Below are 26,815 nucleotides of genomic sequence, written 5' to 3'. Positions count from 1 at the left end.
AGTTCGTTTCCTACCCTTTCATCTCCTTCAGAATTTCATTTAAATCTTTTCTGAGTTGAGGAAGTCTATCAATTGTCTTCCAAACCACATCTATATCTACTCCCATATAATTGTGAATAAGGATATCTCGCATTCCTAACATACTTTTCACTGATTCCTTAAAATTTTTCACTTCTAATTTTACCAAAAAAATCTGCCCTCCTTTCCTAAAGCTACGGAAGACAAACTCTACGTAGTATTAATGCAATTGGTAACAAAATTTCAGAGTTGACAGCTAATTAATTCGTTCTTCTAACCTATGACCATTGAATAAGCTTTTATATCCTTCGGCCTTGATGGATGGAGGGATTGCATAGTTTGCATCGCAGCACGGGAAAAATCGCTCTGCGCGCTCACTCTGTGAGCATTCGCAGAGTGTACGCGTGCGGGCAAACCATGCCCGGAAGCCATCACAGCCGAGAGGTTTTGGATACTTTTGACGGTTCAAAAGTATCAAGACAGAACTGAAAAAGGTCGTTTATACTGTTATAAGGCAGATTGTAGGAAATTTTCACTGGTAGAAGGACCCGACAATACTTTTTTTTATCAGGTTGAAGTCAAAAAAACTCATAGTAACAGGCAATGTTCGATCATTTTTCATTCTGAAGCTCCTCACTCTTATTCAAAATATAGTAAACCTCATTCTCCACCTCAGAACGAATATGTTTATTTAGTGATGCTTCAGTCACTAAATCCACTTTCATATCTAAGTGCATGCTTAAAGTAGACTCCAATTCTACTAAATCAAATAGATTTACATCTTCGAGTTGTACCAAAAGATCCAAATCACTCTCTGCTGAATGCTCATTGCGAACCCTCGAACCGAATACACCAATTTTTTGAGGGTTGTAAGGCTCAAGCACCTGAAGGATTATATTTTTTTCTTTTTTTGTAAGCATGACATAAATATAGAAAAATCATTTATCTCAAGATACCGACATAAACTGAAAGACTATCCTGCCGAAACTTTTTTGGATGACACTGCTATTAAAGGTAAAAAAGATACAATTTGCAGCCAGGAAAATATTCAGAGAACGAGTGGCAATGGCTTGTTTTATTGCTTTGCGATTGATTAACAATCAAAAGAGAACGTATAGATTTCCAATACGGCAAACTCTCAGGAATACCTATGCTTTTTACGGTGCTTATTCTGCGTTCTCAAATTGGGAGGAACAATTGGGGCAGATTGAACAGAGTATAGGCCAGGCGGATTATTCTATAGAAGGGGCACTGGTCTTTCTCGCTGCGGGCGGACCGGAATGGGATGAGAATTTTACATCTATTGACGACCTCGAATATTTCCTGGATGGAACCGCCTCAAATGTAGAAAATGGTCTGGGTTATGTCGTAGGGATCGATGGCAGATGGTTTCGGCAATCCACATGCGTAACTGCCGATAGCTCTGCATATGCTCCGTGTACTCCTCAAGACGGGCCTTATTGGTGAAATCTCTAAAATTCATTGGATGAGTGATTAAACTTCAACAAAAATTACCTGCAAATCTACTCATCCGTTGATTGGTCGGCTTCTTCGGCGTTTTCTATACAATAAATCACGCACAATAACTGTCCGCATGTTGGTTTCCTCAAATCTCATCAGTTCGGGATTGAGACTGCCAAGCCGGTAGTCGGTTCACTGGTCTGTCATCGCTGCACGGTTCGAACCGGGTAAATATCAGCCTGAATATCGTTGCTGGTTTAGCTGATTGCGGAATATTGGTGAAGTAACTGGATCTAACAAACCAGAATAAAAGTTTTCCTGTTTTTTTATTAAAATTTTTATGACAATAGAATTTCTTGCTAAGCAGTTTACAAAAAACCCATTATCTTAAAGGTGTTGAATTTCAAAAATCCGGCAGTCATGAATATTAAGATAACCCAAACAGATCAAAGCAGAATTTCTAACATCGATTTTGATAATCTCCAGTTCGGCAGTGTGTTTTCCGACCATATGTTCGAGATGGTCTACCGCGACGGAGAGTGGGTGGATGCGGAAATAAAACCGTACGGCCCCATCACATTCGATCCATCCATGATGGCACTTCACTATGGCCAGGCTATCTTTGAAGGAATGAAAGCGTACTATGCCGATGAGCAAACGATCAACCTGTTTCGTCCAACGGATCACCACAAACGCCTGAACAATTCTGCAAAAAGACTCTGTATGCCCGAAATTGAAGAGTCTGTTTTTATAGAAGCCCTCGAAAAACTGTTAGCACTTGATCATAAATGGGTTCCCAAAACTCATGGTCATGCCCTGTATGTACGGCCGCTGATGTTTGCTTCTGAAGAATATATAGCTGCCACGGTTTCCAAAGAGTATCGTTTTTTTATCATCACAAGTCCGGTAGCGGCTTACTACAAAGAAGGCTTCAATCCCGTTTCTTTAACTACTACTGACGATTATGTTCGTGCAGCCAAAGGCGGAACCGGAGAATCCAAAGCAGCCGGCAATTATGGCGGAAGTTTTCTGCCTGCCAAAAAAGCTCAGCAAGAGGGCTACACGCAAGTATTATGGCTGGATGCAAAAGAGCATAAATATGTGGAAGAAGTAGGAACGATGAACATTTTCTTCCTGATTGGAGATACACTTGTAACACCACAACTTGGCGGAACTGTTTTACCCGGAATTACAAGAAGATCTGTAATTGCCCTGGCTAAAGACTGGAATCTGGATGTTGATGAACGTAAAATTTCTATCGATGAAGTGTTTGAAGCTCACAAAAATGGAGAATTGAAGGAGATTTTTGGAGCAGGTACCGCAGCTGTCATCTCACCCGTCGGATTGATTCATCACAATGGGGAAACCATTACCCTGGATCAAGAAAAAATTGGGCCGTTTGCCAAGAAGATGTTCGATTCTATTACCGGCATTCAATACGGCAACCAGGCAGATCCTCATGGATGGACACACCCGGTAAAGATAAGCTCAGCGATATTGCAATAAAATTTTCAAAAATTGCAAGATTGGTATCTCTTAGTTAGTATATACCTAAGATCTGAAGGAGAAGGAGTAACCACACTTTGACTTTTAAACTATTGTTACTCGAAAATAGATTTTCATGAGAAGGCAGGGAGCTTCTTACCCAACTTTTATACAATAATGAGCTTTCGCACGTTCATCCTATATATATCGAATCGGAGGAACCATGAGAATTATTTTACTTGTCTTAACACTATCATTTTCACTGTTGTCTATGGGGTGTTCTTCAGTAAGCTCAACTGTAGCAGGCGATAATAAATCAAGACCTGAAGGCAGCATTTTTGATGACAAAGATTACTACACGAATCTTGCAGATTATCTACTCCAGGTGCCCGGTGTAAATATCTCGGGTTCCGGAGTTGTAACCATTCGGGGCGTAAACTCTTTCGATACTACGTATTCACCCATTACACCATTATTTGTTATCGACGGGAATGCCGTTGGATATTCATATAATGAAGCAAACAGAATGGTACACCCACAATATATTGACTATGTTCAGGTTCTGAAGGGGCCTGATGCAGCTATTTATGGATCACGGGGTGGCAATGGAGTGATTGAGATTGTTACTAAGAAAATGTAATTCTATAAATACAATGAAATATTTTTCTACTATATATAACTATTAATTTTCGATGCCATGAAATCAAAAATACTATTCTCAATTCTTACTCTATCACTATTATTTGCAGGTTGTTCTTCAACCGGAAATACCGCTACTAACAGTGGAGACGATGATGGAAGAATTTCAAATGAGAAAGATTATTACAGAAGTTTAGCCGATTATTTAACCAAAGTGCCCGGTGTAAATGTAAGAGGATCCGGTGATAACGCCTATGTTACTATTCGGGGGATTAGCTCTTTTCAGTCGGGCAATACCCCACTATATGTTGTAGATGGACAGGCTGTTGGAAATAGCTATTCCCAGGCGAATAACATGGTGAACCCTCAGGATATAGATTATGTTCGTGTTTTAAAGGGAACGGATGCAGCCATATATGGTGTGCGTGGTGCAAACGGTGTTATTGAAATTGTAACTAAAAAAACGTAATAACTATTAGATCAAGAAATAGTTAAATACTAAAATAAAAGCTCCTAAAATAATGAAAAATCTCGCAATTTTATCTCTTATCGCGATCTCCTTACTGTTTGCAGGATGTTCGTCAGTAGGATCTTCCGTTTCAAGTGAGTCCGGCAGACCCGCAGACAGTATTTCTGATGATATGAACTACTACAGAAGTCTTGCTGATTTTCTGGAAAATGTACCTGGTGTAAATGTGCAAGGCTCTGGAAATAACGCTTACATCACCATCCGCGGAATAAGTTCTTTCAATACAACAAATGAACCATTGTATGTGATTGATGGCCATTCAGTTGGAAATTCTTACAGCGAAGCCAACAATATTGTTACTCCTAACGATATTGATTATGTGCGTGTACTGAAGGGACCGGATGCATCCATTTATGGTGTTCGCGGTGCAAATGGCGTAATTGAGATCGTAACCCGGAAAGTATAACCTGGCAAGCGATTGACTATTTCCATATCTTTTGAAATAGATGGTAGCCAGATATCAACCATCTTTTCCTATGGTATAAAAACCACTTGAAATGACAGGCTGAGGTGCCTGGTTGGTGATGTTCAAGTCGATACGCCCTACCCTTACCCCGCCGTGGCCCATCTGCGTAATATGTGTTATTGATCCATTTGGATTCTCAACTACAACCGGCTCATCTAAAAACGTGTGCGTATGACCGCCAATAATTAAATCAATTTCGGGAATTTTTTGAGAGAGAGTTATATCATCGATACGGTCGTCTTCATAGCGAAATCCAAGATGACTCAAGCATATAATGTAATCACATTGATGATAATTGCGGAAGTTTTCCACAGACCGCCTTGCACTTAGAATTGGGTCACGATGGCGTACCCTTCCATGAAGTTTTGGATCTACCACACCATCAAGCTGGATTCCTAATCCAAATATACCAACTGTAAACCCTCCAAAATCTTTAATAACCTCTCTGTTCATAAAAGAGTTTATGGGTGTATTCCATGTAGAATAGTTTGCACACAAAAACGGAAAATCGGCATAAGCGGCCGCTTCCGCCAATCCCTCAAGCCCGAGATCAAACTCATGATTTCCTAACGCCATGGCGTCATACCCAATTTTGCTCATCATCTCGAAATCAACCTTTCCCCCATACATTTTAAACCAAGGCGTACCCTGGAATACATCTCCGGCATCTAACAACAAAACATGTTCTTCCTCCAGGCGAATTTTATCCACAAGAGATGACCGTTTTGCAATCCCTCCAAGTCCCGCAAACTCTCTTGCATTATCCGGAAACGGATCAATTCGTGAATGGGTATCATTTGTATAGAGAATGGTAATGGATGGGCCATCAAAATGATTCAACACTTTCGAACCAACATTTGCAATCCATGTTGATCCTGCAAGAGAATATGCGGTTTTTTTGAGAAAAGTCTTTCGCGTGATCATTTGCGAATTCTTCCATCGGTAGAAGCCGTCAACTCCACCTGGTTTCTAAAATAGTTTATGTATGCATCCTGAATAGAAAGATCGAGATCTGTTCGATCAGATACATTCCAAAGCACCGGGAATTTGTCACCTCCATTTACCGCCCAGCTGCTCGTTGCCACCAGATATTCTGCTTCGGAGTTTATTACTTCTGCATTAACCAAGATACTGTTTGGTTCTCCATTTTCATCTATTCGAAACCGTACCCCGCTGATGGGCGCTCCACCCAGCTCTGCAACCTGTTCAATAAGCCTCTTCAACTGTTCTCCATTCATCGACAAAACAACAAGATGATTATTGTAAGGCATAAACTCATACACATCACCAACGGTTAATTCGCCCGGAACAAAAAATAATTTAAAAGAGTCTTCACCGATAATTCCCACATGTACAAATTGCCTCAGAGTACTTGCAGCCTGGAATCGCAAAGCATCAGCTACAATATTATTCAATGCCGCTTCTGGTTTTCCAAATCGAAGGGTGTCTTGAACGGTAGCTACTTTTCGTCCCATTACGTCATTCAGGGAGTCGCGATATGTATCTAATTGTTGAACCATTTCTGGATCGGGGGCCGGATAGGCAGAGGTGGGTGGCACCGGTTCAGTAGTGGATCTGGAAAAATATGCGCAACCGGTTAGAAGAAAACAAAATCCAAGAATCCGGATGATTTTAAAGCTCATAAAAGATCAATTCTGCCTGAACATATTCATCATCAAATCAGTCAGCCCAATCAATTTTAAACCGGGTGAAAGGGTGGTTTTGTTCCTGTCAAACGTATCTTCATCAACAGAAACAGATTCCGCTCTGAATACAACCTGTTCGCCCTCAAATGATTCTACCAGCAAAGGAAAACTCTGGTTATTCATCACAATTTCGATAGGCACTTCCTGATCGAGTTGTTTAGAGCCAATAGCATACCAGGCATCAGAAAGCAATCCCCAGTCTACCACAATTTCATCCGTCAGCCAGACTGAGACATACTCCGATTCCCGCTCACCTTTCAAAATAAACTGATGAGTATTGTATCCGTGAATCACTCTCTCTTGACCTGTATCAACCAACCGTTCCTCCCACGGGAAGGGCGTGGCTGACGCATTTTGCTGTCTGCCCTGCATCTGGTTCATCAACTTGACTAAGCTATCCAGATCATTTTTTGCAACCTGAAGTCCTTCATTCTCATTTGTAAATACAACAAAATCCTGCATATCGTGCCGTACAAGAACACCTCTTGCTCTCAATCCGGCCATCACATCCATTGACACATTTGAATTCACAAAAATTCGGTTTTCTGTGAACGTCATATCCATCTGAACTTGTTGATCGGACTGCTGATTTGGATTTGTTACATGAAAAGAGATCTCACCTTCAAATTGTGCCAAAGCAGAACTCTGGAACAGCATAAGGATGGCGATTAAAGAAAACAGAGTACGTGAATGCATAATTATTTGATAAGAAACGATTCGAATTAGGAGAACGCAACTATCATGCTTCCAGTTCAAGCTGTTCTTCCATCTCCACATTTACCTTGTGGATCCAGCCGCCGGCTACAACATCATCACCTTCGTAACAAACAACAGCCTGACCCGGTGTAATGGCTTCGCGCCCTGCAGGAAATGTAACTTCAATTTCATCCGCAGACAACTGCTTGAGATTGCCGATTGCTCCATCATCATTATATCTGATTTTCCCGGTTATTTCCATCTCTCCACCCGGAATTTCATCATATTTTACCAGGTTAATCTCTTTGGCCCGGCATGTGGTACTGATGAGATCTTTCTTCTCACCAATGGTGATTACATTATTTTCAGCATCAATATCTGTAACGTATACCGGCTTGCCCATCGCGAGGTCTAAACCGCGTCTTTGGCCAATCGTATAGAAGGGAAATCCCTTGTGTTCGCCAACAATATTTCCTTTCTGATCTACAAAAACTCCACCGCTTACTCTCTCTTCGAGATCATCTACCTTGTCTTTCAGAAACCGGTGATAATTATTATCAGGAATGAAACAGATTTCGTACGAATCCGGTTTATTGGCCACATTAAGCAAACCGTACTCCTCAGCAATATCACGAATTTCTGTTTTACGGTATCTGCCAAGTGGAAAAATAGTTCTCTCCAGATGTTCCTGGCGAACACCCCAAAGAGCATAAGATTGATCTTTGTTGTGATCTTTTCCTTTTGATATGACATACCGGCCGTTTTCCTCGCGAACATTGGCGTAATGTCCCGTAGCGATGTAGTCACAACCAAGATTATCAGCCCGCCTCAAAAGTGCCGCCCATTTGATATGAGTGTTGCAAAGAACGCAGGGGTTGGGTGTTCGCCCACTGGTGTAATCTTCAATAAATCGGTCGATCACCCAATTACCAAATTCATCTCTGATATCAACAATAAAGTGTTTGAAACCATGCCGGACCGCAATTTGCCGGGCATCATTCATCGATTCTACGGTACAACAGCCCGTTTCTTTCCCGTCATTACCCCCACTCCGGTGATAATCCCAGGTTTTCATGGTGATACCGATCACCTCATATCCTTGTTTGTGAAGCATTACGGCTGCTACGGAGGAATCTACACCACCACTCATTGCAACCAGTACGCGTCCTTTTTTACTCATATCTCTTTACTTTTTGAATTAGCCTCTAAAGGTAAGGCTTTTAAGCATGGATTTCACGTTTGCAAGAACGGGTAAAATCTCACTTTCATATACAAAAGATCCGAACATATTTTTTGACGGAACCCACCAAATGGCTCTCTCTAATTTCTGAAAATCAAATACTCTTCTTGATTCTCTTTGCTATGAGCTCCCTCGCAATCTTCTGGTGAGTAATAATCCCATTCTTTCTCTTCCACAACTTTGGTTTCATAAAGTTGTGCTAAGTTCTGTCCCAAAAACCTAAGATCCAGACCTGAGCTCACGTTGTATCTCAAATTTACATTTTGACATACAGGACCCCACTTCAGATTTGCACCAATAAAAAATTCAGGCCTCAGGTATGGAACCAACGTATTTCCAAAGAGTTGCAGTTCCAGCTCGGGTGCTGTAAATCCCCACTGAACATCTACATTTAAACCTATCGCTGCCGCCAGATCACCACTGCCACCCGTTATTTGGGGATTCTCGATTTGTTGATCTTTATTTGGAATTAAATCCTTGCCGTCATACGTAATTCCCGCATTTCCGCTATAACTGAAGTTTGCCTCGGCCGTGGCTGACGCATTACTCACAACTTCAACTTTTGCAACCGTTCGTACTTTAACCGCTAAAATTACCGGAAGAGGTCCAATAGTAAAGGGAAATCGAATCATGGTATGCGGACCAAAACTTAAATCCGGCCCTACACCACCACCAGCCGCAGCCAAGCTCAATTTGGCCGTACCCTGCATATTTGGATTTCCAAACTCGAACTGTTTTGTCTCGTGATCCTCAATCTGAATATTTGTGTAATTGTCGATGGATTGAATGGTACTCTCCGCACGGAAAGCCACGCTTTCATTGCCAACCTGTTTGGACATGATTACAATCACCTCAGCATTAGAACCCTGACCGACAATTCTTCCTTTCAAAGTATATTCTCCAACTTCAAATTCCCATCCGATACAGCCGGCCTGAAGCCCCTCACACGCCTCATCATCTTTTCTTGGAGCGTACTCTTTTCCCTTATAAACCATTACTGAGTTTTCCAAAACCTCATCCGTAAATTCGAAGGTTTGATCCCACTCGATATCTGCTTCTTCAAAAGCTTCTGTAAGGGAAGCAAATTTAGTCTCCACAACAACTTCACCGTTCCCTTCGCTCACAGAGGTAATTCGGCCAAGTGCTACTTTGGAAATAAGCAATACCTCTCCAACCTCCAACTCTATTCCCGCATCGGCCAATGCACTTCGATTGAAGGTATATGTTTGATTTTCGTTGTCAGCGTCTGTCATAGCAGCTTCAACAGTACTATCATCAATAAACTCCGTTTCATCTCCCAGCTCGGCATCAACTCCCTGCTCGTTAATTGTTTGGTTTTGATTATTACCCTGATCTGACGGACCTGTAGAAGAGGAACAAGCAACAAACAGGAATAGCGAGAAAAATAAAATCAGGATTACATTCAGTCTCAAATGCAGATATTTCATAATTGGGCTTTGAAATGATTATTAACTACAAGCTTTATTTTTATATATGCGAAATAATCCAATCGCTTGTATCAAAAAAGGTTGGCATGATCACTGGTTGATCTGTTATTCATCAACCCGCACAGATTGCTCAGAACTTGTATTACTTTCAGTGCCGTCTCCAACAACTGAAATTGAATACCAGTACAATTCTCCCTCAGATACATTTTGATCCAAAAATATTGTTTCCGTCAGGTTATTCATTCCGATAGGAGTTGAACTATTCTCTCCTCTTGATCTTCGATAAACCCTGTAACCCGATGCGCCATCTTGCAGAGTTTCATTCCATCGTAATTCTACTCCATTTGAAACTGTGCGTACACTTACCTGCGATGGAGGCCTTAATGCCGGTGCGGATGGCGTAAATCGTGCCGTGTTTGACATCAAGCTCTCCACATCAAAAACATCTACAGAAGATAGCGAGTAGTAATAGGTTTGCCCTGATTCTACATTAATGTCATCAAACGAGGTTGTGGTGATCAGTGAATCGTTGACACGCTCAAAACCGGCCTGTTCTGCCTGGATGGAAGCGGCGGCACTATCTGGGGTGATCTCCATCGGCGACTCACTTCTATACAAGATTGTACCCTTGCACAGCCTGGTCTCTTTCGGTCTGATCGCTCCAGAAAAGCCGAACTCGTGACTGTTCTGCATAGCCTTCAATTCCAACCGGTGCCGGCGGACGAACAATTCTGTCCGGACGGATGGTAACTGTGTTAGACAGATCGCTTTCCAATTCATTATTACTGACCGCTTTAACTGCATAAACGTAATTCGTACGTCCGTGCAATTGTTCTGCATTGTCAAAAAATGTAGTCGTATCTTGAATAGCCGGGGAAACGACTGCAAGAGAATCATAGCGGCTGGTTCCCCTGTATACGTAATAGGCATAGAGATTGGGTTCTTCAACGGAATCCCAATTTAAACGAATGCCTTCATTTTCCTGAACGGCCGTTAATCCAGCAGGAGGCGAAGGCGGCAGTGTACTCTCATAAGAAGCAGTTGCCACGCCAGACGGCAATTCAGTCCGATCTCTCATGGTTACGACCCTGAACTCGTAATAGTAGGATTGATTCGGGACTAATCTTGTATCCAAATACTCGGTTGCTGATACCGCGAGTGTATCGAGAACTATAAAATCCTGTCGGGCATCCCTTGACCTTCTAATCTCAAGACCCGTAAGGTAGGGTTTTTGTGGTATAGGCTCCCAGGAAAGATGAATGCCCGAAGTAGTATCTGTTGCTGTTATTTCACCAAAAAGGGGCAGATTTTCAAAATCTACGGATAAAACTGTAAGTGTATCCGATGGTGGGCCGGGATTTCCTACTAAATCAACAGGTTTAATAAAAAATCTGTAGACTTGTTCAGGTTCAGCCTGTTCTTCATGTTGATAAACAATTAAACTGTCGCTTGTCCTCCTGGCCATAACAGGTTCATCTAAAAGTGTAAACGCATCTTCATCTGCTTTTTGTCTGTAAACTCGTGCAAAGTATGCATCTTCCGATCCACTAATGGGTGATGCCCAGTTAACCGCAACAAGACTGTCCCGTTCTAACCTATCTACACTTTGCGGGGGAAGGATATCCGGACTACTTCCGACTATATCCGAACCTTCGACAGATCCCTCTGATATTGAACCATCTATATTTAAATACCTAACCTTGTACCAAACTCTCTGTCCCTCCTCAAAGTTCAATGTTTCCGTGTCTGTATACGCTGTCCCCAGCATTCGCCACAAGTCAGGATTAAAACTTAAAAACCCATAATGGTCCAGCCTTGAATTTGAACGAATGTACTGTAATAACGCCTCTTCAGAGTTACTATTGGTTTCATCCATAAGTTGTTGGATAAAACGTTCACTGGAACGTTCTCTCAACTCCTCAACAGAAACGGGAGCTTGAACCCGTGTAATTTCCTGGTACTCCCCTTCTTCCGTCAGCTTTCTGTAAATAATTGCAGCCACTCGTTCCGATTGAGGGAATTCTTCGCTAAGTCCTGCATCACTTGCAAAGACAACCATTCCATCTTCTGACCAGTTTACAAGATCATCTACTTCCTGGTTGGCCTGGCCATTTACAACCTGTGTTTGCAATAATGCGAGCGAATAAACAATCAGCCCGATCTTCAATAATAATCGTTTCTGTTTTTTGTAAAACAACATAATCTATTTTATGTGAATGGCTTTAAAACTCTATGTCTACATTCATTCCTCTTGTGGACCGGTAATCAACTGTAATTGAGGCACTTGCACATACGCTTGCGCCTTTTGGCACCGGGCAGTGTATGGTTTTGCCAAATGCTTTACCACAAACCGGCCAACAAACTTTTGTTTGGCAACCCACATTACAATCACCGATATAAGCTTCAACACTGCCGTCCGCCGTTCCATTTGCCCACCATACATTTTCATTGCTTCTATATCCGCCTAATATTTCACCTGTGGCTTCGATATCCGCACCCGCAATATCTTCCTCGAGCAGCCTTACGCTGCCTCCCCCTTGCCAGTTGCTTCCTAAATACATTCCAAAATTGTTACTGGCAAAGTCTGCGTTTAGCTTACACCGTGTACTATTATAAAAGTATGCACAAGCACTACCCACTTCGAAATCACTCACTTCGAAATCAAGACAAACTTTATCTTTCTTTTTTATTCCAAATTCAGATGCTACATCTAAATGTAATCCGTTTATTTCTCCGCCGGTCATATATTCTGAGCTTACGAAATCGGTGTATTCGTTATACTCTGGATGAGAGTTAACATTCAGATTCCAAGCTGCAATGATATTTGCATTAGCCGTAAACAGATCTAATAGATTTGCATGATAATAAGCTGCAGCCATCCAGTATGTGTTATTCTCTTCACCGCTTAATACCAATCTGGCAGAACCATTAGCATCTAAATCAATATCCGGGAGTTTATTAAATCCCACATTTGCAATCATGTCGAAATATGGCTTTCCAAAATCTATAGTCAGTTGTGCATCTGCAATTTGTTGGGTCATAAGAGTAACGTCTGCACTCCCTTCAACAACCGGAGCACCATTTCCAGCTTTAACAATAACTTCTAAGGGATCTAAAGCCAGGGCATGTTCAGCTCCCGGTGCGAAGGAGAGAGTAGCACGAAGCCCTACTTCAATTCTGCTTTCACTTGTCGTGTATTCAAAGCCTCCGCCAATATTTGAAAGGGTAACTGTACCTATTTGGATGGGTGGAAAGCCAGTTTGTACATCAACCCCAAACATCAAACCACCGGTATTCACTTTCTCATAGAAAAAATCGATCGCCAGATCCAACGGGCTGTCACTGATTCCGATATTTCCTGCACCACTAAACCCTGTTTTCTGAGCGGTATCCACAAAACCAATACCAGCACCCACGCTGGCTACTCCAACTACATCAAAATCAAGATCAATTTCTTCGAACGAAACATTCCCTCCCGGTTCGTATGTTAATCCACCAGACTGAGCATTAATAAATGGAATTGCTCGCAAGCCAAACTGACCATCTACATAAATGTTGGGATTGCCCCCAAAGTTATTGAAATCAACCTCATTCACAGTTAAGTCTGCAAGCCCAAAGAAATCACTTTCGAAATTACTGGTAATGTTTGCTCTGAATTGGCCATCCGTTCGGATCAAAAATTCTTTAAATTCCAACGGTTCATTTACATACTTTGGTAATGCAATTTCACCTGCACCACTCACAAAATAAGTATTCTCATCTTGGACTTTACCGAATGTAATATCTACACCCGGCTTTGATTGCAGTGATGTAATTCCAAAAATATCCAATCCTCCGGTTGGAATAGTGAACTGTCCGCCAAATATCTGATCGGGAGAAATAGTAAGATCCGAAAAGTTTATTTCTGATACATCTGATCCAGGGATAGCAAGCTCAAATGCGCCACCTAAAGAAAATCCATTTTCACTAAGTGCACCTGATGCTACTTCAAGAGCCCAATTAGCAATTCCAATACTTGGCTTAGGATCTAAATCTAAATCCGCCTTCTTTACAGCCCCATTGATCCCTATCACCAACTCGCTCAGACTTATACCTACATTATCCAACAACGGAATATTATTAAGAGCTACTTCTCCCCCAAGATGAAAACCGTCACTCCTTACTCTGCTTTCGGCGAGTTCCAGATTCACATCAAAGCCATAAAGTTCAAACGACTCTTGTACAGAACTGATTCGTAGTTCGAAATCCGATTCTCCAATATCAGGTATTGGAAATGACCCATCACTTGTAAGTGTTACCAATTCTTCTTCGCCAACACCATCTGGTAAGTCATCTAAATTAGGAAGCACAAGCTGCTGTTTTGGAGCCCCGGGCCATTCCCAACCGGTTTCTGACGTAAAAGTGGATTCGTAGTCAATCTGAACTTTGCCGGCAAGATATCCAACTTGTGTTGGGAGCTCCCGTTCCCGGACAATAATTCCACTTGAATTACTCACGGTAACTTGCAAAAAACCAAATACTTCCGCGTTAAACTCACTCATGTCAGTCTGCACCGATCCGCCGACGGGCAGCAATTTGCCATTTTGCTCAAATACATTAATGTTTGTGAAAGGAATGCGGAAATCAGGCTCAACGCTTATTAATGGGTTATTGGGTACCGAAACAATTGCACCGGTAATAGTTGTATCGGATGGACTGACAGACAACTCCTCAACTTCAATATCAAACCCAAGAAGAGAGGCGATATTGAATTCTGAATCCTGCAGGCTGAAATCAACCGTTTGTTCTGTATCCTCAGAAAATGTTGTTGTCTGTGAATCACCCACAAAACCCGATTTCCCGGCTTTCAGTGTCCACTCGCCTGTGGGTATTCCCGGAAGTGTATATGAACCATTGCTGTCCGTGGTTGTTTGAATATCTTCTCTTCCCTCAAGCCGAATCGTTGCTCCCTCAACCGGGTTTCCTACTGCCGTAACGGTTCCTGTTGCACGTCCACCCAGATCCATGGAGATCGTAACATCGGTCACTTCTCCGTTATCCGTAATTGTTGTTTCGGTGATAACGGGTACATAATTGGTTGTGTTGGGGGCCTGCACCTGAATCGGAACGTTTCCTGCGGGAGTTTCATCAAAGTAGATAGAGCCTTGATCATCCGTCTGGTCGCTCGGTCCGGTTTTACCGACCTGAACGGTTGCATTTTCGATGGGTGAGCCGTCAGAGGCAGACTCTACGGTTACATCCAGCTTACCAACTGCACGGGTAATCACAAGCGTACCGATGTCCTGTGTATCCCCCGGAGTTCCATTTTCGCCCATTATGTCCATAAAATAGGCGGCTGCGGAACTGTAATCCGCCATCGACATATTCGTTTCATTTTGGGCAAAATTTTCACTGATACTGTAGGAACTCGAAGCGTTCCCGCTGTATCCGACTGAAGCAAATGAAAAACCCTCTTCTTCCTCCCCGTCATCGGTTTGAAACGATTCCGAATTTATGACTGAATTTGCCCATTGGTTCGTGGTAGTGGAAAAATTAGAAATGTCGGTATCAGACCAGTCTTGCCTGGTTTGATTTCTTTCAAAGTTAAAATCAAACTCCGGTTCTTCGGATACTTCAACCGTAATTGTTGTATCCATATCACGGTGCCCAATTTTCCGAACCTGAAGAGTGTGCGTACCCTGGGTATTTGCTGTGACAAATCGTCCTTGTTGATCGGTTTGAACAGGTGAACCGCCATCCTGCCATTTAACCGTCGCATTCGCAATATTTTCTGATCGATCATTCTGAATGCGTCCCACAACTGTAATCAGTGTTGGATCAAGCATAATCGGATCTCTTTGGATCACTACTCCCCGTTCATTCAGTAAAATCTCTTCCTCATATTTTTCACTTTTGGAACTCTGTACGACAAGCTTGTATGGTTCCGTATGCGTTTGAATACGGGTGATTGTAAATCGGCCGTCGCTGTCTGTAACTGTAACTCTGGGAGTCAGGTTGTTAACAGGGGGCGTAAGGGCAACAATTGCATTTTTGATGGGAGACTGATTATCCCGCCTTACCACTCGGCCCTCAACTACAGGGAGAGCTTTCTGTAATTTATAGACTTTTTCTACAGTGGCCGATTCAAACTCACTCAACTCCGGTGAAGCTGACAAATGGGTCACAACAGGTTTATAACCGGGAGCATCCACACGAACCATATAGCGGTCGTTTGAACCTTTCTTTCTTGGAAAAAGTCGGGTTATCTGTCTGGATGCGTTTGCCTCAGCTACTTTCTCCATCATACTGCTATTTAAAACCATCTGAGCATCCTCTTGGTCGGCTGGTAATGGCCAGCCCTCCGGTTGTAGTGCAGGAACCACATCATACCAGTCCGACGCCCTGAAAATCTCAATTTTAGCATCCGTTATTGGCTCATCGTCTTCTTGATCCCGGACGGTGGAATCCAGCCGATAGGTTAACGCCGTACCCGTGATAGCACCCGCGTTGTACGTTCTTGCATTCTTAGTACTGACAGCCACCGTATTATCTTCACTAAATGTAAAATAGGGTGAGTCAACTACAATTTTAACAGAAGCTAAAGCCAACTCTGTGTTCTGAAGTTGTGAAACAGGCGTATTTGCATCTTGTACGTTTATGGTTTGATTCTGATTCTGCTGATTTCCAATCACGGATGCACTACCACTTCCTGAATCGGAATCATCAGAATTATCTAAAAGACGATCGAGCTCGGATGGAGCAAAAGAGAGGGTATAGGCACCTTCCTCATTCGCCGTGGTGGTTGCAATTACATGATCGGTACCATTTACGGTAACCACTGCTTTTACACTTGCTCCCTCCAACGGATGATTAAGCAAATTATCGGATATTTCGGCTAACTGATTCTGAATATCTCCGGTTGTTTGTCCAAAATTTTGAATTTGTACATTGCCTGTTTCTCCGCCACCATATACCGGGACTTGTGCATCAATGGAAACCTGGTCAGATTCCTGGTTTTGATTACCGAAACCACTGTACAGATCTCCGCTGTAATTTGCATCCTCCATACTGTAATTGGGATCGTCGAGGGCCGTTTGAACTCCAGAATTATTTGTACCGGACAGGTTAAAAGTAGAGTTCGAGTTAACCGGTTCATTACTTTGGAAACCCTCCGTAGGCCTGAACTTGTATTGAACTGTACCGGAGATAGTAGTGGACGGGATCTGTACCGGAATCGGTGCTAATGTCATTTCCGGTTCAACCACAGTCAACTGTTCTTGTTCTTCTTCATCTTCAGAACCATATGTAAAGACTCTCACTTCACTTCGCCCTTCATTATTGATCGGAATCTCGCCATTTACATCACGGGCGGTTACCTGCCATGCGTACGTTTGTCCCTCTTCCAGAGGAAGATACGAACCCGTGTAGGGCAGCATAGTAGTTCCAATACTCACTGCCGAAGCATGTTTCCGATTACTCACAATCGCTTCGGATGGATTTTGTCCGTCGAATAGCTCAACCAGCAGGAATTCATACTCAACCATCATTCCCGGAGGGCCCATTACTGGCGACCATGAAAAAACAGGAGTCGATAACGTTGGTGCAATCGATTCACCATTGGAAGGAGAAACCAGGGTTGGCGGTTGCGGTAATCGAACCATGAAGTTTGCGATCCCTTCAATACCGGGTATATTTGAACCTACAATCTCCGGTTCAATGGTAATTTGATAATTTCCTTCCGGAAACCTTCCGGTTTGCCAGGCCTGGCGGAACCTGGTGCCGGGAAGTGATTCCAGAATTTGCTGGGTGGTGGCTTCAAACAGAACAAATTCGGAAAATGGACTCAGCAGATGCATACCCGAATCGAAGGTGGAGGGAAGCGAGGTTTCATCCACCAAAACCTGGCTGTTTTGAGTAATTCTTACACGAAAACGGACATCGACCGGTCCCGGCCCCGTAATATTTAACTGAACCTGGTAATTGCCCGCAAAAACTTGTTGTTCAAAATCACTGATATAGGGACTTGGCAAAATTTGAGGGATACCCACAATGGTCGCCCGCGCCTGGGTTTGGGCTGTTGCCTGTTCCGGGCTCCACGCTGCAAAAAGCAGAGAAAGGAGTATCAGTTTTATAAAAATCGAAAATTTATTCTTTACTCGTTGCTGCATACCTGTTTATCTGATTAAAATCGTTGTTGAAATCGAAATCTGGCTTCCATTTCAGAAAAAGCTCCGTCCTTCACCTTCCATTACCGTATTGTTTTGAGAACGAATATTGAGTTGCAGATTCGTGGAAGATGTGACCGAATAGCTGGCAACAAAATTACCATTTATCTGTAAATTCTTGTTTACCATATTTTGCTCGCCAAATGTTTGCTCAAATTTATTTTGAGATACATTCACTGTCAGGTTCAAATTCAGTTTCCTTTCAAATAGAGCATAACCTGCACCCGCTGACCCGGTAAGAGTTGTAAATGTATTGTCTGGTGCCTCGCCTAAAACCACATTCACAGAACTGTTAACCGAAAGACCGGACGGCAGAGCCAGGGAGTAGCTTGCCGCTCCTGTTTTTGTGTTTGATTCATCCGTGGCCATTCCGCCATTCTGCACCGGGTATTCCACAACCATATCCTGATAAATACCGGTAACCGAAAAATTATGAGTTGTACTTCCGCTTATTATTGAGAAGCTGGGAAAAAATTGAAATACCTGTGATAACTGGCTGTGCTGGCCTTCACTTTGGGAATTATTCGAGGATGTCTTGGACTCAAACCGCGTGTAACCACCGCCAAGATTTATACTTTCCGACACCTGCACATTCGTATTCAGATTAATATTCTGCTGCGTTTGTTTAGAGATACGGTTACCAAGCAGGTTGTCTTCACTAAGCGAAAATTCGCCATCTAAGGTCCACTTCTGATCAAAAAACTGGAATGCCGGAGTTAGAGTTATCGTATGTTGATCATCCCTCATATCCCTGATGCCCAAACTTTTATAGCCCGGCATAATTCTTTCGTATTGGGCTCTCATCTGGAATTCATCAAAAGAAAAGTCTGTGTGAGCCATTCCTGCATACGATAGACGCGTGCTGCTTCGGGGAGAAAAAAGATCTGTTAGAAATGAGGGAATGTCAGACTCATCAGCAGATAATTCCGGACTACGCTGATCTCTTGTAAAAGCCGAGACCGTGGTTTCTGCCCCCACTTTAAAAGCCTCTTCAAAAACAGAAACCTGAAATTTCGGTGTAACAGCCAGGTTCTCTGCGGGTGGGGATAGTAATCCCGGCCGGTAGTTTGTGATATTTGAAGTATCGGGAATAGACCCTCGGTTGTCTTTCGAATAAAACGCAGAAAGACTAAAATTGCTTTGTTCAGAACTACCCACACCGGCCTGGAATGCGTATAACCATCGCTCAAATGTAGGTCTGCGGGACCGGTCTGCACTAAAATCAAATACAGCTCTGTTTACCCGGCCGGCTGCCAGATCAATAAAAACAATACCGGGTGATAAATTAAGCTCACCGCCCCGAATTGTAGTTCCACTGAGTGCATAATTTCCATAGCCCGGATTTACATCACCGGCAGAAAGGGTTACCCATTTCCAGCTTCCGTAAAAATTAAATCTATTTAGAGATTGCCGGAACTGATTATCATCGGTACTGTAGCGAATATCGGCACCGGATTCGAAACCAAGAATGGAAAAATCAACATTTGCGGTTAGTAGCGCACCCAGAGGCTGCTTCCTGTTAACATCCTGTGTGGTTGTATATGCATGAGACTGTAATCCAATGGATCCGCTGTAGGTATAGGTTTCAATATCTGTTTCTCCGATGGTGTCCTGTGCATATAATGGAGAGGTTGAAACAAAAATGATACATAGACTAAAAATTACTATATCTACTTCAAGTAATCTTTTTAAGCGCATCCTAAGGATCTCTTTGTCGTTTATAAATAGTGCAACTTAATTCTGCTTTAAGCCACCTTAGACTTGTTATTCAGATACTTTGTGAGCATCTTGGTTTAATTTATTTTCCCAAATCCCGGCTGCAGAATTCAATATTTTAGACCAGGGCAGTTTAATAAATATTTGTGAATACCCTAAATGCTGTTCTTCTACTTATATATGCGAAGATCGAAATAAAAAAGGGTCAAAATAATTACTTTTTTAATTCATGAGTGATAAAAGCAATATAACCCAGCTTTTACGTACCGTTAATAAAGGAGATCAAGATGCATACAAAAAACTTTTTGAACTTGTCTATGATGAGCTTCGGCGTATTGCCAATATTCAACTGAATCAAGAATATTCTGATCATACATTCAGTAAAACCGAATTGGTTCACGAGGCCTACATTAAACTGATCGATCAATCGAAAGTAGATTTTAACGATCGAACCCATTTTTATGCTATTGCTGCCCGTTCTATGAGGCAACTTCTTGTTGATTATGCACGCAAGAAAAAAGCAGAGAAACGGGGCGGCGGGAAAAAACCACTGCCGCTTGATGAAAATGTCTTTCACATCAAAAAGCATGCAGAAAATATCATTGAACTTGATGAGCATCTTGATCAGCTTTCTGAACTGGATGAACGACTCGGACAGATTGTTGAGCTTCGTTTCTTTGCCGGCATGAGTATTGAAGAGACAGCCAAAATGCTGGATCTCTCTGCAAGCACTGTAAATCGCGATTGGGCGAAAGCAAGAGGTTGGCTCTATCAGCGGTTAAAGTCAGAACATGGATCTTAACCCGATCTATTCACACAAACGTATAAAATAGAAGTTAAGTAAATGATATTGTTTCATATATCGACAATCGAATATAGCTCAAATTTGAGTGTTGCAGCAAAAGGCTGCGAATTTTTTCGTGTGCTGTGTTCACAACCAAATTTCTTGGTGAAAAATCTGTGTTAAATGAAGTGCTAAGATATCAATGAGACCGAATGTAGATCTTTTACGCATAGTATGATGTAGAAAAGCTCAATAACTATGAATAAAGACCGCTGGAAACTGATTACCAATATTGTGGATGAGGTTTTAAAAACGAACAACCCTTCTGCAAAAAAGAAAATTTTAGAAGATCGATGCGGAAACGATCCGGACCTTAAATCAGAAGTACGCAAATTCCTCGATTCCATTGAGAACTCCTCCGATTACTGGGACTCTCTTTTCCAATCTAACCGTTTATTTATTGGAGAGATAACAGATAATTACAAGATGTCTACAGACGATAGTTTATTAGATAAAACTGCAACTCTTCCCGAAATTGATGATACCATTCCCGATCAAATAGGCCTCTATAAAATAAAAAAACGTGTTGGATATGGCGGCATGGGCGAGGTTTTCCTGGCCGGCAGATGTGATGAAAAATTCAACCAGAATGTTGCGCTTAAGCTGATGCGCCACGGAGTAACATCCAAAAATCAAGCCCGCAGATTTGAGCAGGAACGTACTATTCTCTCATCGTTAAATCATCCAAACATAGCCCGCTTGCTGGATGGCGGAATTTCGGTGGACGGGCGCTCCTACTATGTAATGGAATATGTGGACGGTATTCCAATTACAGAATATTGCAAAAAAAACAATTGTGATCTTGATGAAAGACTCAACCTTTTTAAACAGGTTTGCAGGGCCGTGCAGTACGCCCACTCCAACTTTATTGTGCATCGGGATTTAAAGCCGGAGAATCTTCTGGTGAATAAACAAGGTGTTGTTAAAATTTTAGATTTTGGTATTGCTAAAATGATCGACGACAGCCTTGATGAGCAAGCCATTCTGCAAACCAGCTCCGGATTCAGAATGCTCAGCCTGAAGTACGCCGCGCCTGAACAGATCACACTCGACCCTATAACAACAGCTACAGATGTATATTCGCTGGGTATACTTCTGTTTGAACTGCTTACCGGATTCCATCCGTTCGATTTGAAAAATAAATCATTGCACGAAACGGAATACATTATTCGGCATCGAGAGCCTTCCAAACCAAGTTCGGTATCAAACCGCTGGAGTACACAGTTAAAGGGTGATCTTGACGCGATTATTTTGAAAGCACTTCGAAAAGAATCCACAGAAAGATACGATTCTGCCCAAAATATGCTGGATGATATTGAACGGTTTGAGAAATCACTGCCTGTATCTGCCCGTCACGATTCTCTCATCTACCGATCAAAAAAGTTTATCAAGAGGCATTCTCTGTCGCTGATGTTTATTGGATTTATCCTGCTGATGGTTACTGCATTTACCCTTTTCTACACCCAGAGGATATCTGAAGAAAAACAATTTGCTGAACTACAGGCCCAAAAAGCCGAACAGGTAACACTGTTTTTAATGGATCTGTTTGAGGCGAATAATCCTTTACATTCGGAGGGAGAAGTTCTTACGGCAAGAGACATGCTGGAACGTGGTGAAGCGGATGCTGAAAAATTGGAGGGATATCCCGAACTGAAAGCACAGATGTTTGAGGTGATGGGTGAAATTTACAGGAGGCTGGGGCAGTATGATAAATCAGAATCTCTGTTGCGGCAATCACTTACGATCAGGCAGGATGTTTATGGAAATTACCATTCCGAAACGGTAGGTACGTTCGATAAACTGGGTTTACTGCTTATCAATAAAGGAGAATTTTTTGCAGCCGATTCACTCCTGAGTCTTGCCCTGAGTATTCGGGAAAATCACCTCAAGTCTGCCGGACCCGATTTGGCTGAAACTCTCAGTAACCTTGCATATGCCCGCCGCAGAGTTGGAAATAATACAAATGCAGAACAGCTTTACAGAAGGAGTCTTGAGATTCGGGACAAGCATCTTGGCAGAGATCATCCGTTGACCATTGAAAATATGAACAGCCTTGGTGTGGTACTTCATTACAAAGCAAAATATCGGGAAACAGAAGCATTGTTTCGGGAAATACTCCAGCGCAGAGAAAATCTACTCGCTCCTGTTCATCCTGATATAGCCATAAGCCAAAACAGTTTGGGAGCTCTGCTAATGAATCTCGGAGACTTCCGGGAAGCAGACAGCCTGCTTAACCGGGCGTTGACTGTTCGGCGTAAATTGTATGGAGATAATCACCCCTTTGTAGCTCTCACACTCAATAATCTTGCGATTTCTCATATGGACCAGGGCAGATTGTCTGAAGCTGAAAAATATGTAAATGAAGCCTACCGCATCCGAAAGGAACAGCTTGGACACAACCATACAAACACGGCCCTAACTAAGTTTACAATTGCAAAGTTAATGCTCGAAACCAATCGGCCCGATTCTGCATTAAAATTGTATAAAGAGGCCTATAATACATTCCACGACAATCTCTCCCCCGGTCATTCACTTACAGCCCGAACAATGGTTGGCATTGGAAGTGCTTACCTGGCAAAAAACGATCTTGAGAACGCCCGGTTTTATTTTGAAGAGGGATACCAGAAAGTAGAAGCTGTTCACTCCGAAGAATCTTTGGAACATGCTCTGGCAAGTATTCAATACGGAGCTTATCTCATGAAAACAGGAGAAGAAGAACGGGCTAATGAGATCTTGAATACCGCTCATAAAACTCTTCAGGAAATTGAACATCAGGAGAGTTTGCGGCAGGAAAATATCATGACCCTTCTTAATCAGAACAACTGAAATTACCTGATTGCAGAGTTTTCATCTCACTTTCTACATATATAGATATGGCTTCCAGTGCTCTTGCACTCCGCCCAGTAGATTTTGAAAAAACGTAATATGAACAGGCCGGTATGGTTCAACATCCAGCGGCATGCTTGCTTCGTCCGGTGTACGGTTGCCTTTCTTCACATTGCATTGATTACAGGCTGTAACGAGGTTTTCCCAGCTATCTTCACCACCCCTGCTGCGCGGCATAACATGATCGAGTGTCAAATCAGATTTTGTACCACAGTACTGGCACGTATGCCGGTCTCTTTTCATAATGTTGCGCCGGGAAAGTACAATGTTAGCATAAGGAAGATTGATATACCGCCGCAGCCTTATCACGGAAGGATAGGAAAATTCATCATCTACTGTTCTAATCACTCTGTCGGGGTCATCATGCAGTAACTCAGCTTTCTCGAGAAACAGTAACTTAACAGAGCGTTGTACGGAACAGATACTTAATGGCTGATAGTCCTGGTTTAGTACAAGTACGTCGGTATCCATGGGTTAAAATTTAGCAATTCATGTAGAGATATTGTCTATAAATGAATCTAAAGCCTAAATAGTATGACTTATTTTGATTTAAATTTCAACTAAAAAATTTAACGATTGTTTGTTGATGCTCAAACAACGAAATATTAAAGGAATAATTTTCTGATCATGCTATCTTAAAAGTAAATCGGCCCTGTTAAGATATTGCCCCGCCCGACATGAAAACAGATCATAAAGGGCTTTGCAGAACCAACAATTTGTTTTCGACTTCATTCGTCGTACCTCCTCATTGCGCTCAAACTGACGTCCCATTGAGCGCAGCGGAGCGAAGTCGAAATATGGCCGGTATTTCAAAGCCCTCTCATAAAATATGACAAGGATAATAAATCCCTTATTCATACATATGCAGAGAACGGAAACAGAGATCCTATCGGTAAACCTCTTATCATTTGTGATTCACAGACAGGAAAAAACGGCACTGGCTACGAAGTTGGAACTATAACCTTTTCCAGTCCTGAATCCATTCAATCAAATTAGTGTTATGTCAATTATCATTTGTCGGATATAGACCTGACAGCATTCCCGGTGCTTTTCCGGGTTTCTGTCAGCGTCAAAAATCAACGCTGTCAGATCCAGTGGGTGCTGACAGGTTGCTTCCGACATTTCATATTTAACTTAACACTAGCATCGGGAACATTTGGAAAAAAGTTATATCAGAAGGTGCAAATACCAAATATTATTGCAAACGCAAATGCAATCTTAAAGATAATTGTATATTGGTAATTCCTGATTTTTTAGTGAATGCAGGTAGTGTAACCGTTTCTTATTTTAAACGGGTTCAAAAAAGGCAAGGTTTTTTGGACCAAAGCACGAGTTATCAAATGATTTAATCGCATGATGCAAAATGCTTATGGCGTAAATGAAGAATTTAAAATAACTTAACGTCAGGTGATTCTTGTCAATGCCATTGACAGGGTTGCAACTACATTAAATATAGATAACATCTACGCTTAATTAACTTTGAAATACGGCACAATATGTCGAAACAAACTTTTCGGCTCTCATTGAATTCGACTTATCAAGAGTCGGAAAAGATTCCTGATTTTGTTTCAGAGATTCAGGAAAAGAGCCAACTGGAAGATGATATAACCGGCAACCTTATGCTTCTGCTCAGCGAGGCTGTGACCAATGCAATTGTGCATGGCAATAAGCTGGATGAGGAAAAAATGGTAGAGATTGAAGTACAAATAAATTCTAAAAAGGTCGTTTCTACCGTGAAAGATCATGGCGATGGATTTAATCCTGAGGCTGCCAATAATCCGCTTAAAGAAGAAAATCTGTTAAAAGACAGCGGACGAGGTATTTTCCTGATCAAAGAGATCTCCGATTCGATGGACTATCTTGAAAACGGCACAAAAATCCGGTTCTCCCTCAGCCGATAGTTGTTGAATAGTAATTCTTTATTGAACGACCAAAGCGTCAATATTACCACTTAATTGCAGTAGTTCTGTTTCTGCAATCTTAGCTTCATACTTTGCGTTGATCAACCTGTTTTCGGCCTGAAGAAATGTGGTTTGAGCTTCCCTGAACTCAAGCGAACTGATGCTGCCCAGGCGAAATCTCTCCAGTGCTATATCCAGTGTTTTCTCTGCATTTTGATAATTTTCCTCTTCTAAATCCACCAGTTCAATAGCATTCGAGTATGCACGGTACGCACTCTCAAAATTGGATTCAATTCGTAATCTTTCTTGCTGGCGGTTAATTTCAGCATTCTTTTGGTCAATCTTTGCGTTCTGAATTCTGCGATTTAGATTAAAACCATTAAAGATCGGTACACGGGCCGTCAGCCCGTATGAAAAACCGACAGTTTCGTTAAAGCTAAAAAATCCGCCGCCGCTTTCATTTCTATTAAAGCTATAACCGGACGAAAATAATATTTCGGGATATCGTTCACCCTGGATTTCGCGAAGCTCGAGCTCTGATATTCCTTCCTCCGCTCTGGCAATAGCCAGTTCAGTATTCTCTTCGATTAAATTTTGATAGAGTTCTTGCTTCACCAGGGATCGATTTACGGCGATCTCACTAACTACATTAAAATCCTCGCCGGGTTGTCTGCCGAGAAGTTCGTTTAACCTAATTTTAGCTTCTGTGAGAGCATTGGTTTCCCGAATGTACGCGGCACGGTCTTCGCTTAAATCAGAGCGAGCCTGTAGAAGATCATATTCAGAACCGGACCCTAAATCTACTTTTGTTTCCTCGATCTCGATTCGTTCTTCGGTTACCTCAATATTGTTCTGCAAAATGTTTAACTGCTCACTGATACGTATGATATTGAAATAGGTAAGCGAAATATTTGTCACCAGGAATTCCTGGTTCAGGTTCAATTGCATCTCGCTTAGATCGCGAAGTTCTCCCAGCCGGTCATACGATGAAAACATTCGAAGGCCGTCAAAAAGAGTCCAGTCCAGATTGATGGCTGCATTAGTATTATTACTTTCGGCTCCCTCAGATGTTCGCGATTCTCCCCCGGCTTGAAATTCGCTATCTTCAATACTCTCCGTTCTGGAAGCTGTAACTTCTATAACAGGCAGAAAACCGGCATTCCCTATTGTTTGATTATTATCAGCCTGTTCAACCGAATTTCTTGAGATCTTAATTCCGTAGTTATTCTCGAGGCCAATTGATACAGCTTCATCAAGACTCAATACCTGTTGAGCTTTGATTTGGCCGGGGTTCAAGCAGAACAGTAATAGAAAAATTGTTGTGATTCCCACAATCATTTTTTGACTCATACAGACGCTGGCTCCATTTTTTCAGCTTTTTTGGCTTGTTCAAGAATCTCGCTTTCTGCATCTTTTTCGGATGCAAAATAGCTGTAGATGGCAGGAATAACATATAACGTCAAGAAACTTCCAATCAACAGGCCGCCAATAACTGCAATACCCATTGAGGTTCTACTTTCTGCGCCGGCACCCAGTGCAAGCGCAATCGGCAAAATTCCGAGAATGGTGGAAATTG

The 26,815-nt window shown here is 42.2% G+C and carries 22 protein-coding genes; 8 read left to right on the top strand and 14 right to left on the bottom strand.

What is annotated here, in order from left to right; translation table 11 throughout:
• Positions 1 to 10: 10 nt before the first annotated feature.
• Positions 11 to 172: a HepT-like ribonuclease domain-containing protein gene (locus tag U5K72_13300; GenBank protein ID MDZ7719786.1), complete on the bottom strand. Its 162-nt coding sequence runs from the start codon at positions 170 to 172 to the stop codon at positions 11 to 13.
• A gap of 457 nt (positions 173 to 629) precedes the next feature.
• Positions 630 to 938 (bottom strand): nucleotidyltransferase domain-containing protein, encoded by a 309-nt coding sequence (locus U5K72_13295; GenBank protein MDZ7719785.1) that lies wholly within the window; start codon positions 936 to 938, stop codon positions 630 to 632.
• 76 nt (positions 939 to 1,014) lie between these two features.
• Between U5K72_13295 and U5K72_13290 the strand changes: the two genes are divergently transcribed.
• The 5 genes from U5K72_13290 (at position 1,015) to U5K72_13270 (ending at position 4,538) form a co-directional block, all read left to right on the top strand.
• The gene (locus tag U5K72_13290) at positions 1,015 to 1,485 is read left to right on the top strand and encodes a hypothetical protein (GenBank protein MDZ7719784.1); all 471 of its coding nucleotides are present in this window, start codon (positions 1,015 to 1,017) and stop codon (positions 1,483 to 1,485) included.
• Positions 1,486 to 1,899: 414 nt separating this feature from the next.
• Positions 1,900 to 2,985, top strand: coding sequence for a branched-chain amino acid aminotransferase (locus U5K72_13285; protein MDZ7719783.1), 1,086 nt, complete (start codon positions 1,900 to 1,902; stop codon positions 2,983 to 2,985).
• Positions 2,986 to 3,187: 202 nt separating this feature from the next.
• A complete protein-coding gene (locus tag U5K72_13280) occupies positions 3,188 to 3,604 on the top strand; it encodes a TonB-dependent receptor plug domain-containing protein (GenBank protein ID MDZ7719782.1) in 417 nt (138 codons plus the stop codon).
• A 57-nt stretch (positions 3,605 to 3,661) separates the two neighbouring features.
• Entirely contained in the window at positions 3,662 to 4,072 is a 411-nt protein-coding gene (locus U5K72_13275) for a TonB-dependent receptor plug domain-containing protein (GenBank protein ID MDZ7719781.1), read from the top strand.
• A 52-nt stretch (positions 4,073 to 4,124) separates the two neighbouring features.
• Entirely contained in the window at positions 4,125 to 4,538 is a 414-nt protein-coding gene (locus U5K72_13270; protein ID MDZ7719780.1) for a TonB-dependent receptor plug domain-containing protein, read from the top strand.
• A gap of 54 nt (positions 4,539 to 4,592) precedes the next feature.
• Here the strand turns inward: U5K72_13270 and U5K72_13265 are convergent, their stop codons facing one another.
• The 9 genes from U5K72_13265 to U5K72_13225 form a co-directional block, all read right to left on the bottom strand.
• Positions 4,593 to 5,522, bottom strand: coding sequence for a metallophosphatase (locus U5K72_13265; protein ID MDZ7719779.1), 930 nt, complete (start codon positions 5,520 to 5,522; stop codon positions 4,593 to 4,595).
• Complete coding sequence (locus tag U5K72_13260; GenBank protein MDZ7719778.1) at positions 5,519 to 6,241, bottom strand: 5'-nucleotidase; 723 nt, start codon at positions 6,239 to 6,241, stop codon at positions 5,519 to 5,521. The genes U5K72_13265 and U5K72_13260 overlap by 4 nt, the downstream gene beginning before the upstream one ends.
• A gap of 6 nt (positions 6,242 to 6,247) precedes the next feature.
• Positions 6,248 to 7,000, bottom strand: a complete 753-nt coding sequence (locus tag U5K72_13255; GenBank protein ID MDZ7719777.1) for a hypothetical protein — start codon at positions 6,998 to 7,000, stop codon at positions 6,248 to 6,250.
• Positions 7,001 to 7,043: 43 nt separating this feature from the next.
• A complete protein-coding gene (gene mnmA, locus U5K72_13250) occupies positions 7,044 to 8,180 on the bottom strand; it encodes a tRNA 2-thiouridine(34) synthase MnmA (GenBank protein ID MDZ7719776.1) in 1,137 nt (378 codons plus the stop codon).
• Between the two features lie 140 nt (positions 8,181 to 8,320).
• Entirely contained in the window at positions 8,321 to 9,688 is a 1,368-nt protein-coding gene (locus tag U5K72_13245; GenBank protein ID MDZ7719775.1) for a hypothetical protein, read from the bottom strand.
• A 105-nt stretch (positions 9,689 to 9,793) separates the two neighbouring features.
• A complete protein-coding gene (locus tag U5K72_13240) occupies positions 9,794 to 10,285 on the bottom strand; it encodes a hypothetical protein (GenBank protein MDZ7719774.1) in 492 nt (163 codons plus the stop codon).
• Between the two features lie 13 nt (positions 10,286 to 10,298).
• Positions 10,299 to 11,888, bottom strand: a complete 1,590-nt coding sequence (locus U5K72_13235) for a hypothetical protein (protein ID MDZ7719773.1) — start codon at positions 11,886 to 11,888, stop codon at positions 10,299 to 10,301.
• A gap of 22 nt (positions 11,889 to 11,910) precedes the next feature.
• Positions 11,911 to 17,835 carry a carboxypeptidase regulatory-like domain-containing protein gene (locus tag U5K72_13230; GenBank protein ID MDZ7719772.1) on the bottom strand — a complete coding sequence of 1,975 codons (5,925 nt, stop codon included), beginning with the start codon at positions 17,833 to 17,835 and terminating at the stop codon, positions 11,911 to 11,913.
• Between the two features lie 51 nt (positions 17,836 to 17,886).
• Positions 17,887 to 19,590: a hypothetical protein gene (locus U5K72_13225; GenBank protein MDZ7719771.1), complete on the bottom strand. Its 1,704-nt coding sequence runs from the start codon at positions 19,588 to 19,590 to the stop codon at positions 17,887 to 17,889.
• A 247-nt stretch (positions 19,591 to 19,837) separates the two neighbouring features.
• On the opposite strand from U5K72_13225, the gene U5K72_13220 reads away from it, so the two are divergent.
• Together U5K72_13220 and U5K72_13215 are read left to right on the top strand one after the other, a co-directional pair.
• Entirely contained in the window at positions 19,838 to 20,410 is a 573-nt protein-coding gene (locus U5K72_13220) for a sigma-70 family RNA polymerase sigma factor (protein ID MDZ7719770.1), read from the top strand.
• Between the two features lie 240 nt (positions 20,411 to 20,650).
• A complete protein-coding gene (locus tag U5K72_13215; GenBank protein MDZ7719769.1) occupies positions 20,651 to 23,278 on the top strand; it encodes a serine/threonine-protein kinase in 2,628 nt (875 codons plus the stop codon).
• A 33-nt stretch (positions 23,279 to 23,311) separates the two neighbouring features.
• Here U5K72_13215 and U5K72_13210 read toward each other — a convergent pair whose 3' ends face one another.
• Complete coding sequence (locus U5K72_13210; GenBank protein MDZ7719768.1) at positions 23,312 to 23,809, bottom strand: HNH endonuclease; 498 nt, start codon at positions 23,807 to 23,809, stop codon at positions 23,312 to 23,314.
• 1,025 nt (positions 23,810 to 24,834) lie between these two features.
• Here U5K72_13210 and U5K72_13205 point away from each other — a divergent pair.
• Positions 24,835 to 25,239 (top strand): ATP-binding protein, encoded by a 405-nt coding sequence (locus U5K72_13205; protein ID MDZ7719767.1) that lies wholly within the window; start codon positions 24,835 to 24,837, stop codon positions 25,237 to 25,239.
• A gap of 18 nt (positions 25,240 to 25,257) precedes the next feature.
• Here U5K72_13205 and U5K72_13200 read toward each other — a convergent pair whose 3' ends face one another.
• Both U5K72_13200 and U5K72_13195 read right to left on the bottom strand, forming a co-directional pair.
• On the bottom strand, positions 25,258 to 26,589 hold the full coding sequence (locus U5K72_13200) for a TolC family protein (GenBank protein MDZ7719766.1): 1,332 nt from the start codon (positions 26,587 to 26,589) through the stop codon (positions 25,258 to 25,260).
• Positions 26,586 to 26,815, bottom strand: a 230-nt coding sequence (locus tag U5K72_13195) for an efflux RND transporter permease subunit (GenBank protein MDZ7719765.1), incomplete at its 5' end; no start/stop codon positions are given. The genes U5K72_13195 and U5K72_13200, both read right to left, overlap by 4 nt.

The organism is Balneolaceae bacterium (assembly GCA_034521495.1).
In the GTDB taxonomy this organism is placed as follows: Bacteria; Bacteroidota; Rhodothermia; order Balneolales; family Balneolaceae; genus Rhodohalobacter.
Note: the sequence above shows the minus strand (reverse complement) of the source record. Positions and strands in the feature narration are given on the sequence as shown.